The 13185-nt window shown below is 54.1% G+C and carries 16 protein-coding genes; 7 read left to right on the top strand and 9 right to left on the bottom strand.

Features of this window, described 5'->3' with window-relative positions; translation table 11 throughout:
* Positions 1 to 155: 155 nt before the first annotated feature.
* Complete coding sequence (locus tag ACMTNU_RS09855) at positions 156 to 464, top strand: hypothetical protein (protein WP_413935072.1); 309 nt, start codon at positions 156 to 158, stop codon at positions 462 to 464.
* Between the two features lie 134 nt (positions 465 to 598).
* On the opposite strand, the gene ACMTNU_RS09850 is transcribed toward ACMTNU_RS09855, so the two are convergent.
* The gene (locus ACMTNU_RS09850; RefSeq protein WP_413935071.1) at positions 599 to 1237 is read right to left on the bottom strand and encodes an MBL fold metallo-hydrolase; all 639 of its coding nucleotides are present in this window, start codon (positions 1235 to 1237) and stop codon (positions 599 to 601) included.
* Between the two features lie 39 nt (positions 1238 to 1276).
* Entirely contained in the window at positions 1277 to 1921 is a 645-nt protein-coding gene (locus tag ACMTNU_RS09845) for a hypothetical protein (RefSeq protein ID WP_413935070.1), read from the bottom strand.
* Positions 1922 to 2030: 109 nt separating this feature from the next.
* Between ACMTNU_RS09845 and ACMTNU_RS09840 the strand changes: the two genes are divergently transcribed.
* From ACMTNU_RS09840 to ACMTNU_RS09820, 5 genes are all read left to right on the top strand, one after another.
* Positions 2031 to 2750 (top strand): hypothetical protein, encoded by a 720-nt coding sequence (locus ACMTNU_RS09840; RefSeq protein WP_413935069.1) that lies wholly within the window; start codon positions 2031 to 2033, stop codon positions 2748 to 2750.
* Positions 2751 to 3109: 359 nt separating this feature from the next.
* The gene (locus tag ACMTNU_RS09835; RefSeq protein WP_413935068.1) at positions 3110 to 4669 is read left to right on the top strand and encodes an AAA family ATPase; all 1560 of its coding nucleotides are present in this window, start codon (positions 3110 to 3112) and stop codon (positions 4667 to 4669) included.
* 14 nt (positions 4670 to 4683) lie between these two features.
* Entirely contained in the window at positions 4684 to 5526 is an 843-nt protein-coding gene (locus tag ACMTNU_RS09830; protein WP_413935067.1) for an NlpC/P60 family protein, read from the top strand.
* Positions 5527 to 5724: 198 nt separating this feature from the next.
* Positions 5725 to 6156, top strand: a complete 432-nt coding sequence (locus ACMTNU_RS09825; RefSeq protein WP_413935066.1) for a hypothetical protein — start codon at positions 5725 to 5727, stop codon at positions 6154 to 6156.
* 166 nt (positions 6157 to 6322) lie between these two features.
* Positions 6323 to 6997, top strand: a complete 675-nt coding sequence (locus ACMTNU_RS09820; protein ID WP_413935065.1) for a hypothetical protein — start codon at positions 6323 to 6325, stop codon at positions 6995 to 6997.
* A gap of 12 nt (positions 6998 to 7009) precedes the next feature.
* On the opposite strand, the gene ACMTNU_RS09815 is transcribed toward ACMTNU_RS09820, so the two are convergent.
* The 3 genes from ACMTNU_RS09815 to ACMTNU_RS09805 are packed head-to-tail and all read right to left on the bottom strand — an operon-like array spanning position 7010 to position 9043.
* The gene (locus ACMTNU_RS09815; protein WP_413935064.1) at positions 7010 to 7423 is read right to left on the bottom strand and encodes a hypothetical protein; all 414 of its coding nucleotides are present in this window, start codon (positions 7421 to 7423) and stop codon (positions 7010 to 7012) included.
* Positions 7424 to 7451: 28 nt separating this feature from the next.
* Positions 7452 to 8594, bottom strand: coding sequence for a hypothetical protein (locus tag ACMTNU_RS09810; RefSeq protein ID WP_413935063.1), 1143 nt, complete (start codon positions 8592 to 8594; stop codon positions 7452 to 7454).
* 8 nt (positions 8595 to 8602) lie between these two features.
* Positions 8603 to 9043: a DUF5069 domain-containing protein gene (locus ACMTNU_RS09805; protein WP_413935062.1), complete on the bottom strand. Its 441-nt coding sequence runs from the start codon at positions 9041 to 9043 to the stop codon at positions 8603 to 8605.
* A gap of 157 nt (positions 9044 to 9200) precedes the next feature.
* On the opposite strand from ACMTNU_RS09805, the gene ACMTNU_RS09800 reads away from it, so the two are divergent.
* Positions 9201 to 9566: a PilZ domain-containing protein gene (locus tag ACMTNU_RS09800; protein WP_413935061.1), complete on the top strand. Its 366-nt coding sequence runs from the start codon at positions 9201 to 9203 to the stop codon at positions 9564 to 9566.
* Here the strand turns inward: ACMTNU_RS09800 and ACMTNU_RS09795 are convergent.
* The 4 genes from ACMTNU_RS09795 to ACMTNU_RS09780 form a co-directional block, all read right to left on the bottom strand.
* Complete coding sequence (locus ACMTNU_RS09795; protein WP_413935060.1) at positions 9547 to 10332, bottom strand: FkbM family methyltransferase; 786 nt, start codon at positions 10330 to 10332, stop codon at positions 9547 to 9549. The two genes, ACMTNU_RS09800 and ACMTNU_RS09795, sit on opposite strands and share 20 nt — an antisense overlap.
* A gap of 44 nt (positions 10333 to 10376) precedes the next feature.
* A complete protein-coding gene (locus ACMTNU_RS09790) occupies positions 10377 to 10604 on the bottom strand; it encodes a hypothetical protein (RefSeq protein WP_413935059.1) in 228 nt (75 codons plus the stop codon).
* Positions 10588 to 11433: a hypothetical protein gene (locus tag ACMTNU_RS09785; RefSeq protein WP_413935058.1), complete on the bottom strand. Its 846-nt coding sequence runs from the start codon at positions 11431 to 11433 to the stop codon at positions 10588 to 10590. The genes ACMTNU_RS09790 and ACMTNU_RS09785 overlap by 17 nt, the downstream gene beginning before the upstream one ends.
* Positions 11434 to 11739: 306 nt before the next feature.
* Positions 11740 to 13176: a glutamate synthase subunit beta gene (locus ACMTNU_RS09780; protein WP_413935057.1), complete on the bottom strand. Its 1437-nt coding sequence runs from the start codon at positions 13174 to 13176 to the stop codon at positions 11740 to 11742.
* Positions 13177 to 13185 lie beyond the last annotated feature (9 nt).

Raw genomic sequence — 13185 nt, 5'->3', positions numbered from 1 at the left:
AGTCTATCGATCCGTTCATACCCATTTGCTTCTTCTGCTCCACCGTTCGAGTACTATCTCCACATACCTCTTATCGATTCCGTGTGCGTCCTGAACACCATCACTTATGGTAAGGTGTCTCGTTCAAGCAACCGTCCACTCAGATGGAGTACAGAATGAATCGACCTTGGTATCGTTCGGTTGGTCTCATCCTCAGCCTTGCGATTACACCTGCAATAGCATCAGCGGCTGATCCACCTTGCGATAAGTATCTGCCCGCTGAACAACCGCGCTGTATAGAGATCTGGAAAGGGCTGAACAAGGAAGACGGGCCGGTCATTGCCCAGTTTGGGCTTGATCAGCAGAAACGCCGGGAAGAGGGGAAAATCAACGCCCAACAGCATCTTGCCGAGAACATGACATTCATTAAACAAGCCACTGAGAAGCGGATTGAACGACTCAAGGAACGCATGGCCAAAGAGTAGCGCAGCGACTGACAAATGCCGTCTGCGTTGTGATCCCATCGCTTAGAGGTTCGCCGTACGACGCACCTTCTTACTCACTGCAGCGTGGCATTGTGGAACAGCTACAATTCGAAGGGGCACGTCCCGCTGCACCATCACACACGGACAACCTGGTTTGATTCCTTTTCCCACCCAATTTCGGTCTCAGGCCCATGCCCAGTGACCACCGTCGTGGCATCATCGAGGGTGTACAATCGTTCTCGGATAGACTCTTCAATCGCCTCAAAGTTTCCGCCCCACAAGTCGGTCCGGCCGATGCTGCCCCGGAACAGGGTGTCACCTGCCAGTACCAACTGGTCATTCGGCACATGAAAGCTCATCGACCCAGGCGTATGGCCCGGCGTATGGAGCGCAATAATCGGCACCTGTCCCAGCATCACCTTTTCTTCATCGACGAGCCAATAGTCCGGTAAGAGGGCCGGTCGATAGGACACCCCAAACATGCGGCACTGCAGTTCGAGGTTTTCCCACAGCTTGAGATCGTCTTGATGGAGACACAACGTTGCACCGGTCGTATGCTTGAGCTCGCTGGACGCCAGAAAGTGATCGAAATGGGCATGGGTATGCAAAATGTGACTGATCGTGAATCCCAGTCGCTGCACTTCCTGGACAATTCTCTCCGGGGCCCCGCCGGGATCGATCACGACCGCTTGCTTCGTGACGGGGTCACCGACGATCGAGCAATTACAGCCAAGCGGCGGGACTGAAAACGTTTTTCGAATCAGCGAAGCCATAGAGTCGCATGCTACAGCCATAGGACCGTGCGGCGCAAGTTAGGGACGTGCTGCGTCATCTGCGCTATCGCGCATAGTCCACACCACCTCCGTATCAAAGAGCTCCCATACCTCTTCCCGCCGATGAAACCACACCAGGAACCCTGCTCCAGTCCCATCACGGCGCCTATTCTCGACGTACACGAGAGCTTGATCGTTCTTCAGCGTTCGCCCCACACGCGAGAACGCCAGACGATCAAGCACAGAGCGAGCGTGCACCGCCGTCTTATGACCATGCAGAGTAGGAACCACCAAGCGTGCCTCTACGTCATCGCTCGTCTCTTCGGACACAAATCGATAGTGCACACCAAATCCAAATCTGCCTTCGAGTCGGCTCTGTGCTTGGTTGACACCGATAAAATCGCGGACCAGCTCTTGCGGTATCATTCCATTGAAGAACTCTTGCTGCCGAAAAAACGCTATCGTCATGGAATCAGGTTGGTCCGGCACAAGCCGTGACACCGTCATACGTTCCAGTAGGACCAAGTGGATCTGGGATGTAAGAAATTTGCCCTCAATGACCCGGTCGTACAGGTCATAGTCCTCCGGTAGAACAGCAACACCACCCTGCCTTCCTTCCACCGCAAGCGACAACCCCATGAAAAGAAATGGCAATAGCATCGCACAGGCAACCATCTTGTTCATGACAGAGCACCGATTGAGGAGCCATTTCCAACAATCAAATTTCCGATATCGCATTTACAAGTTGAGGCGAAGCGTAGATAATCTTACCAGTCAACTGAGAGGAGCACACGTGCAGGATAAAACACTGGGCAGTCCGCAGTCACTGGGAATTGGCATCGTCTGGTTCATGATCGCGCTCGGCTGCGCACCCGATGGGAGTCGGGAGAATCCTTTCCGTGTGGAGAATGACGCACTCAAACGGCAACTGGCGAAGCAAGAATCTCTCTTAAGCTCTTTGCAGGACGGGAATAAGGTCATGCAGCAACAGATTGATCTGCTCAATCAGGAACTCCGCGATGCCAAGAGCAGCATGGAGGTGACCAAAGCCGACGCGAAACGGCTCAACGAGCAAATGGAGCTGCAGCTGGCTGAAACGAAACGAATGATCGCCGCACAGATGGCAGAATCGCTCAAAATCGAGGAGAAAGGTGCGCAATCCGACACCCTGCCGCGGCCAATGCCGACCGTGGCCAAAGTAGTTGAAGACGCCCTGGCGCGGAACGGATATCATCTAAAAGTTAGCGTCAAGACCGATCAACGGGCGGTCTATGTGACTGAGCGTAAGATTTCTACCCCTGCGACGCTTGAGATGACGGGCTCACGAAACCAATATCTCGTCTCACTTGAAGCCCTTCCAGACAGTGTCACGAAGCTTGGGGTGAAAGCAGAGTTCGAACGGGTCGCCCAGGGAGGGCGGATCTTGAGCGTGAGTCACGAGGAAACCAGTGAAATCGAGCGCCGCCTGATCAGCGAAATCAATAAGGCGCTTGAAAGCCCTCAAAAGACCTAACCCCACTTTATTCACGAACGCTGCTCCTGTAACTGTCGATGCTCCGCTACGAGAATATCCGTCGCTCGTTGTTCGTGAAGCGTTTTAATCCAGAACGGGATACACTTCACGTATGACGTTTCACGGCCTTCATACGCTTCACAAGATTGGCTGTCCAGATGATTTTGTCCCTCGAGGGTATGTCAGGCCTTTCTGAATAGCGTGAACGCAAGTTGCAAAACAGCGTCTGCCCACCTCCTTGTCCTAACGAGTTCCAAGTGATGGCAGCGGCAACGGACATACACACGTCGGCTTATCCGTCAGTGATATTCTGTGGTTTTCTTGGTCAGCATAGAGCCTCGTGCTAGCATTTTCGTCCGATGGCTCTCTCAACGACCGTCCATGATCTCCGTACACTGATCCGTTCTTCTCACCCTCTCGTTGTCATTGAAACAGTGGAAGAGGAGCGGGTGCTGGCCCTCCTGCAATCCGTCACAGCTCAGGAACGGATGCCGCTCTTCGAATGGTCAATGACCAGAGGGCTGACCCGTGCGGATGATGGCCCAACTCTGAGCAAACTAACCACGCCCCCCCTGGCAGTCCTTCAGCACCTCCATGGGTTAACGGTCGAAGCAGTATTTTGGCTGAAAGATCTTGGACCACATCTCCAGGATTTTGCCGTGTGCCGCCAGCTACGGGAGGTTGCAGCCGTCTACAGTCGAACACGGGCCACCTGCGTCCTGACCGGTCACCCGATCGCGCTGCCACTGGATCTCGACAAGATTGCCGTCCGGCTGGACCTGAAGCTCCCGGATCGAGAGGAATTGCGGTCAATGCTCCAAGGTCTGCTGCAGTCACTCGGCCCGAGATCCGTCTCTCGCCCACATTCCACCATCCGTGTGCGTAGCCTTCTCAATTCGCTCGGCAAAGCCAGGATACCAGACAATAATCCCGCCGGTGATGAATCCGATTCGATCCTCCGGGCATTACAAGGCTTCACGCTCCATCAAGCACGTCAGGTGATCGCCCACTGTCTCGTCGAGCGAGGTACCCTCTCGGCCGAGGATGTGCGGACCATCCTGAAACGCAAGATGCAAGCGATCAAAGACGGCGGTCTGCTTGAATACTATCCGCTGGAGGATAACCGGTTTGAGTTGGGCGGATTCAACAATCTCAAAGCGTGGCTGGAGCGCGCCCAAGTTGGGTTTACCCAGGAAGCCAAATCACTCAATCTCACTCCGCCTCGAGGGATCATGTTCGTTGGCGTGCCAGGCTGCGGCAAGTCTCTGGCGGCAAAGGCCATCGCACGAGAGTGGAAACTCCCCCTGTTGAAGCTTGATGCCGGCCGATTATTCGACAAGTTCATTGGAGAATCGGAAAAGAACTTTCGGAAGGCGATCGAAATGGCTGAGTCGTTGTCCCCGATTGTCTTATGGATCGATGAGATCGAGAAAGCGATGGTCGCAGGAGGTGGTAATGGTGAGGCCGATGCAGGCCTGAGTCGTCGCCTGTTTGGGGCGTTTCTCACATGGTTACAGGAAAAGAAGCATGACGTATTCGTAGTCGCTACGGCCAATGATCTCTCATCGCTCCCCCCTGAACTTCTTCGGAAGGGCCGATTCGACGAGATCTTTTTCGTCGACTTACCGGACGATGCCGAACGCGCGTCGATCTGGAGAATTCATCTGGGCCTGCGCAAGCAAGACAGCACCCAGTTCGATCTCGAGAAGATCGTCAGCGCCAGCGATGGGTTCAGCGGATCTGAAATTGAGCAAGCCGTGATGGCCGCCCTCTATCGGGCACTCCATCAAAAAACGCCGCTCACAACCGATCTGCTCATTGAAGAATTAACCCATACCATTCCCCTGTCCGTGACCAGGCGAGAAGATATTGATGCACTGCGACAGACTGCGGAAGGGCGATTTGTAAACGTACGGTAGCAAGAGGAGGACCGATGCAACATATCGCCATCATGATTGTCCTCGCAATCGTAGCTCTAACAGCCTGCGCCACCCCGACCAAGAAGCCACAGCTCGTGGCCGCTGAATCATCCACTTCACTGCAAAACCTCAGCAAGAACATTGACCGATCATCGGTGCCCATCCTTCGCCAGCCGGTACCGTTCAGTTCTTACGCACCAACTCCCGCCCCCATCCCCACCTCCCTACCCAGTCGATCCGCCATCGTTCACTCAGCCGTACGGTTATTAGGGTCAAAGACCATCACCATTCAAGGTCGGCGCATCAACTATGACTGTGCGGGAGTGACGCGTGCCATCTTTTTGGAGCACGGGATTGACCTCTACCGAAGTAGCCACCCCGAGGTGAATGCGAACGGCGTCCGGCTCATCCACAATCATGTGCGCCAGCATGGCATGCTTCATCAAGCCCTGGATGTACGCCCAGGTGATCTGGTGTTCTTTGATAACACCTGGGATTTCAATGGGGACGGTCTGCTGAATGATCCGCTGACACACGTCGGTATTGTCGAGCAGATCGAGCCTGACGAAACGGTCATCTTCATCAGCCGAGTGGCTGGAGCCGTTGCACGCTACCGGATGAATCTGAGTCAGCCCCATGTCCACAAAACAGCGGAGGGCCGTCTGTTAAACGACTATATCCGACGAAAACGCCCAACGGATCCCGAGAACACGGCCCGACTAACCGGCGAGTTATTTTCCTTCTATGGGAACCTGCTAAGCCCTCAAAAGAACAAGCCTTTCCAGGGACGATCTGATCAGCATTCATACGAGCAACGGGTCTCCGACATCGCCCCCTCTGCAGTTACGGAACAGTGAGGGACACGTCATGGCGCCCTCGATTCCTCTCATCATATCGGAGATACCTGAGTGCGAAGGCTCACACTCAGTCCAGTTATGAGTTTGAGTACGACTACAGAACGACCGGCTGCCATCCGATAAGAATCCCAGTGAGTCACTCACAGAGGGATGGTACCTGAATCCTTAACTTTCAACCGAGCTGTTAAAATAACTACTATGGCTATTTCATCAAAGCACACAGACGTCCGAGAAACCAATCCACTGCGGCGAACCTTGGCCGATGTTCGGCATGGGCTCTTAGGCTTGCATAAAGCCCTGATTGTCGCTGAGCAACTGACCTATGAGCGGATTTATGGCCGAGTGGATTCCACTGGCCAGCTCCTCCAGCTGGTGATGAACGACCCCTGGTTTACCTGGCTCCATCCATTATCGAACATGGTTGTCCGTATCGACGAACTGCTCGACGGACACGATCAACCAACGGTTGATGACGTCGCCATCTTATTGACGGAAATCAGAGGACTCATTCGCCCCTCCGAACTTGGCGATGGATATGAGCGGAGTTATTATGAGGCACTTCAACGCGCCCCAGACGTCGTACTGGCCCACTGCGAGATGAAGAAACTGCTGACACTCCCATCGGTATAACGTTTTACCAGCCTAGTGCTCACGATAAATGACCGCCGTCGGTCCTGATGAACCAACGGCGGTCTTGCTTTCTGGACATACCTCCAATTCCCGTCACACAATCGGCAGATAGCATGAGGCCGACGCGCCTGAAGACAGCCCAAGTCCCTCCCTTGTATGATGCAGCATGGCAAGACAACGAGGAAACAGCCCTACACATAGGATACCGGTAGCTTTTTCCAGCAGACACTGGGGGATTCTCCTCCTGATCATAGCTGCCCTATGCCCAAGTCCTGTCTACACCCAAGGCCGCTCTGTCGATGTCCTGATCACAGTCGTAAAGGATAGGGTCGTTGCCCTACCAGGGGGCGGGAGTCCCGTTGAAGAGCCACTGGGAGTCAATGAAACGATCGTCACCGCTTCAGCTCACGGACCAGCGGGACTTGCTCAGACCACTCGAAGGCTATTGGGCTTTTCTTCGGCCTTACACCGATGGACGGAGGTGCAGCTGGGTGTCGAGGAACAGGTGGAGCAACATCAGGTATTGCCGCGCATGCTTTTGGTCCAGACCAATCGACGGGTCCATGGGTTTCAAGAAAGTCGTGGCCATTGGTTCAGCGAAGCGTTGGGACCGAATGAAACCGTTCATCAATTGCACGGGCGAGGCCATGTCGCCGTCGCGATCACGCCTGAGCGAGCCTTGGCATTCTCTGCTTTCACGGGAGGGTTCTTCTCGATTCGCTTCTCACCGAACGAGCAGGTACAGTCGATCGACCAGACACACGACGTCACCGTGATCCGAACCACCGTCCGTCAATTGGCGTTCCGTTCACAAATCGGCCTCTGGACGGAAATGAGATAGGAACGGCTCCAATTACGAATGGCTCTGTCGCTTCCAGAGATATCCTGCAAAGGCCGTGGCTCCAAGAACGGACAGCATGAGAAGGATAAGACAGCCCACTGCTAAGACTCCCGCCCAGGGAGCCCCATAGCCCTGGTAGATAACCGACAGTGGCTGATCCGTCATCGGGCTGAAATGCGAGAGCCAACCGAGCCCTAGACCAAGCATTCCGACAACCGTCCAGAAACGGGCGCCTACCCATCCTGCCCGATACAGCCAGACTCCCAATCCCATCCCGCCCAGGATGACCGTCGCCACGACGAGAAATCCAATCGATTGTTCGTCGATCGGCCAATGAAAATCTCCTCGAAGAAGATGGTCGACGAGATGCAGTACATTCAGGAAAGCAATAACTCCGAGAAGTTGGAGCAGGCGAGGATCCGGCATAGAGGCTGTTCTATTGTTAGCTTGAGCATCATTCATGAGTGTAATACTCCACCCCACCAGAAAACTGACGGCGCAAGCAAAGATCGGCGACCACCACACATTCGAGACCGAAAGGAAGATACCCTGCATAGCCGAGCAGCGGCATCTCGAACAACGGGAACCGATGGACGAATGGAAGAGCATACTCCCAGTGAGCCAGGCTCTTCCAGTTCCACAGCTCCCAAAAGATTCCGCAGATCAGCGCCGCTAATGCCGGCACCCCGATGCCTCGCCAATCACCCTGCGCAAGGGGTGAAAAAGCGGTCGGTGTTCCGGCGAGCACTTGAAGCGAGACGACCAACAGCAGCGGTCCAACCCAGACCAGTGGGAAAAGATAATTGGGCCAGAGTCCAATGCCGAAGAGTCCGCAGCAGGACAGGCCCACAAGTACCCAACCCGACCACTTCTTCTGTAGATATTGAATGGCTTTGAACCGATTCCGGCCAGAACTGATGACACGATACGAAGTCAGAAGCTCCGCCGTGCCGATCACAGCCGGCAGCACGGTGGAAAATGGAGTCGTCGCTCGGAAGAAATACTCGACCGACGACAGATCAGCCACACCAACGTAATACCAGTTCTGGACAAATCGATTGAGATACTCAAAGACCCACCAGAACACAGCACTCAAAGGAAAGAGTGACAGAAAGTACCGAGGCCGATGGAGCATCATGCATCGGCCAGTGCGACCGAACGTGCAAGCGTTCACAATCATGATGTAGCCGAGCCACAGCGGCGTGAATGTGTGCTCCTGGACCACGACCAGCCAGGGAACCCGAGTCCAGGCTACGACCCACCAGAGGCAGGTCCATCCGATTGCGAGCCAGCCCCACCAGGGCAGCGTGAAACATGAGGCGTGAAGCGTTCCCACAAAAGCTGATGACCGATGGCTGGCAGCTGATAGCTGATGGTTTGAAACAGCAATACGAAAGGAGACTGCTCCAAGAACTATGACGATCAGAAGGGCGATCGCGATAAATACCGGCCAGGAGAAGGGCTCATGCTGCACATAACTGGTGCGGGGAGGAAATTCAAGATAGCGACCAAGCGGTTCACCGGCCCACAACACACCAAGTAGAGGAAGCCCGAGCACGAGTACAAGCGACAGACAGATGATACCGGTTCGACTCATGCCCCATGCTACGACAGACGCGCTTCATCAAGCTCAATAACGTCGGCCCAGGTGGTGACCGGAGGAAGAGACTCGACCGACACACCGCGCTTCGTTGCAATCTCCTGAAGACGGTCTTGAAATCTCCGGCGAGCTGACTCGTCTTTTGGACCAGCAGCCAACAGCCCTTGGGACCATTGTATAACCTCTTGCTCATCAGGCTTACGACCATTCGCCTTCACCCAGACAAGCAGCTCTTCATCCGTCCCGCCGGCTAATACCCGCTGCTCAAATGCGTTGGCATCGATGCCAAGAAAGTCGATCAGGTACTTGTCGAACCCCACCGTGATGTAGTTGTAGTCCTGAATCTGCCCGGCATGACGCAGTCGAATCTTGTCGATAAACCGTCCCAGATGAGCGATGCCGCCAAGAAGAGCTTTCGGACTACGAGGATATGTTTGCTCAGGCATCTGTCAGTTCTCCAACATGGGTTTCACTCTATGATACAAGCCTAGAACCATTCAACTCCAGTAGGGTTCAAGGGGAAGAAAATGCCTAGCAAGGCTTTCAAGTTTTTTCTGGTCTCACCGATATAGACACCAGATAGGGACGAGCAAGGAGGCACCTATGAGGCTAAGGAATAGCCCAAGAAAGTACGTGCGGTATTCTGCCAGTGTTCAGACCGACCACGGCGCAGCAGACGGAGTTCTCTTCGATCTTTCTGCAACGGGATGCCGCCTGCAAAGCAACCTGACGCTACCGCCAGGCACCTACCTCGCGCTGCATATTGAGGCTCCGGAAAGTGACGCTCCTCTTGGCATCGACGTCTCCATCGTGCGGTGGCACAAGGACAACCAGTTTGGGATCGAGTTTCTAAGGTACGCTGAAGCCCATCGCGAGCGCATCACTGATCTGATCGAAGGTCGAGAAGTCACGACCGTTTCTGATCACGCGGAAGAAGAGGAGCTGGTGCTCAGCGCTGCCCTGGCGTAAGCACGTCGGCCTTCTCATTTTCGCCGGCATCGATGCCGGCCAGCCTATCGGTTCTGAAGAACACGCCATCGACCTGATACATTTCACCGGTCTTCTCATTCGACCAGCCGTTCTCAAACTCCACCACATGGAAACCCTTTTGCTCTAGGAAAGGCAGCATATCGCGCAACAGCACCTCACCACGATAATTCTCCACAAGCGACATCTCCACCTTCAGTCCTATCACGCGCTGTAATTCGCCGCCGATGCCCTCGATCACATTCCGTTCATACCCCTGTGCATCGATTTTCAGAAAGAGGCGATCACCTTCCGGGTAATACTTCTTCATCATCTTTTCAACAGTAGTAATGCTAATTTCTTCTTGTCGGATGACGGCTTGATCAGGAGCATGCTTCACGACATGTTCACTCATCGTCAGAAACGAGCTGGCCCCACCATGGCCACCGGATACATTAATCGCGCACGCTCCCTCTTTTTCGCCTAAGGCAACCTGTTCCACCAACCACTTTGGATCAGACCTGGCGTTTTGGCTCAATTGTTCAAATAGATGGGAAACCGGCTCGAATGACACAATGGTTTTGTCAAAGCCGATCCATCTGAACCAAGGAACACACTGTCCAATATTGGCGCCGATGTCGAAGACCATGTCGACCCGGTATTGCGCCAGCAGTGTTTCAAGTTTTGTTTTTTCCCTAACCTGCTTTCTCCGCACCTCCAAACCAAAGTTCCCAAGAATAGCTTGCATGGTGTTTTTCAACGAGGTCATGATTCTGTTTTCTTACATCGTATCTCCTCTCTTGACCAACACTTTCACATTTCGCTGTCGGCGAGCACCCAATTGTCTGATCCTTGATGACAGGATTTCATCCATGGGTAATAAACAACCGGAATATCGGGCATAGGAGTAGTGGCGGCCATCACGTCATCGATGCTTGGAGAATTTTGCGTTGCGCCTAGAGAAAAGAATTGCCACCATGCAATGACACTCGACCCCTTTCCCTCAGCAAACCTTTTGACTTCCTTAGAGAGTATGCTCATCAAGCTGGCCATCCTCGGCAATGTAGTGGGATGGTCGCGCGAGAAGGAGCGATAGTGCCGGTTCCCATTCGTAAATGAACCCGATGAGTTCCAGTCGCTCGACTGGAGGTGCAGGCACTAAGCGAAACACCGGACCACCACTAAAACCTCCCATATCGACATTGTCAATGCTCTGACCTCGAAATGGTTGATGGAAGTTTCCCCAATCGATGTGAAGTTTTAGGTTTTCCCGGGTAACCGAGATAGGAGTCCCTGCGAACCATTGGAAGGGAATATCTGCGGTCCCCTCATACTCCACTCGAAGCGTTCCAGGATAACCACCAAAGAGTATAACTTCGCCTACTGAGGCCTCATGTGTAGGCCAGGTTATTGATTCATATGCAGAAGCACCCGCAGCGGCCACGATGATCTCAGATACATCAAAAGTAGCCAGATCGAGAAACGTGCTTTCCGCTATGAGTCGAACTTCTGGCTCTATTGCGGTTCCTCCAAACTGGCATCGGATATTAGATTGTGCAACCTTTGCAGTGCGGTAGCGGTCGAAAACATGACGCGCCGTAACACCGATCAGACGCTTGCCTGTCTGCAAGAAACAGATCGTACCATTATGGTGAATACGATACTTGCCGTTTGCGTCGACGCCGTGCCACCAGAAAGGAACACACGTTGAATTTACGACACTACGAAGCGCAGGTAAGTACCCAGTACGCTCCATTTGGTCTAGCAGAGTACGAGTATTCGAGTTCATGAGAAGAATAACACCGGCCACCCCTTGCCTGAACATCCTGCTCAGTCGATTTAGAGAGTCGAGCAGCTTTTCTTGACTCACCCGTTCATCCCAGCGATGAGCCCATTGCTTCCCATTCTTCTTTGCTGATAAACCGTCTCGGCTTTAGGGCCCCGATGGTATAGGCAAGTTAGAGCGTCTCTTCCGACAAAGCTATCCACTGCGTAGGTGTAGCTGCTAGGGCCCCTTGGAGAAGTGTTTCTGAATCAGTATTTTCGGATGGGTGGGGAAGCGGGCCTAATGAAGAAAATGATTCATCCGCCACAATACGGCCACTACTCCTTGTTGCGAACTGAGTCGATATCCCAGGAGTATGACTGCGCAAATCTGTCTTTGAAACAGATTCCGTTAAATGGCAGCCTTCTTCGCCGACTTCCCCGCTTGCAGATACTTATCAATGCCCGCTGCCATTTTGCGGCCTTCGGCGATGGCCCAGACGATAAGTGAGGCACCACGTTTGGTGTCGCCACCGGCAAAGACGCCGTCGAGATTGCTCATAAAGTTCTCATCGACGGCCACCGTGCCACGTGCGTCATATTTCACACCGAGGCTGTCGAGCAAACCATTCCTAACGGGACCGGTGAAGCCCATGGCGAGCAGCACCAAATCGACATTCATATCAAAGTCACTGTTAGGAACAGGCGCGAACTTGCCATTCTCGAATTTCACGCGATTCGCATGCAGTTTGGTCACGTGCCCGTCGTGGCCGGAGAACTTCGTCGTGGACACACTCCATTGCCGGTCACAGCCTTCTTCATGCGCATGGGACGTACGGAGCTGCATGGGCCAGAGGGGCCAGGGAGTCGACTCGGCTCGCTGCGGTGGAGGTTCCGGCAGCAATTCGAATTGATGGGCTTCTACGCACCCTTGGCGATGTGCCGTACCGAGACAGTCCGACCCTGTATCACCGCCGCCGATGATAACAACGCGTTTCCCCTTTGCGGTGATCGGCTCGTCGGTGATCGGAATGCCGGCCGTACGCTTATTCTGCTGGGTCAAATATTCCATCGCCAGATGCACACCCTTCAATTCTCTCCCAGGGATCGGTAGCTCACGGGCCATCTCGGCTCCCATGGTCAACCCAACCGCATCAAACTGTTTCCGCAACTGTTCGCCGGTGATGTCTTTGCCGACAGCGACACCGGTTTGGAACTTCACCCCTTCAGCCTTCATCTGTTCCAGACGGCGGTCGATCACCCACTTTTCCATCTTGAAGTCGGGAATACCGTAGCGAAGCAAGCCGCCGATCCGATCAGACTTTTCGAACACCGTCACATCATGGCCGGCCCGAGCCAATTGCTGGGCGGCGGCCAACCCAGCCGGACCGGAACCGACGATCGCCACAGTCTTGCCGGTGTTCACAACCGACACGATCGGCGTGACAAACCCTTCGTTGAAGCCCCGATCAATGATGTTCCATTCAATGACGCGGATCGAGACCGGATCTTGGTTAATCCCAAGCACACAGGCTCCTTCACAGGGGGCCGGGCAGAGACGTCCCGTGAACTCAGGGAAATTATTCGTGGTGTGGAGCGCCTTCAGCGCATCATTCCAACGGCCGCGATAGACGAGATCGTTCCACTCCGGGATCAGGTTCACAACGGGACAACCGGTATGGCCCTGGCAAAACGGCACACCACAGTCCATACAGCGGGCGCCCTGAGTCTTCAGCTTATCCTCGGGGATCGGCTCGTACATCTCCTTCCAATCAAGCACACGCAGCTCGATTGGCTTACGCTTCGGGCCCTCGCGGGCGTATTTCATGAAACCTTTCGGATCACCCATCTTCTTCTC

It is taken from the genome of Nitrospira sp. BLG_1 (assembly GCF_047338595.1).
GTDB lineage: Bacteria > Nitrospirota > Nitrospiria > Nitrospirales > Nitrospiraceae > Nitrospira_D.
This window is presented reverse-complemented; position numbering and strand designations above follow the sequence as displayed.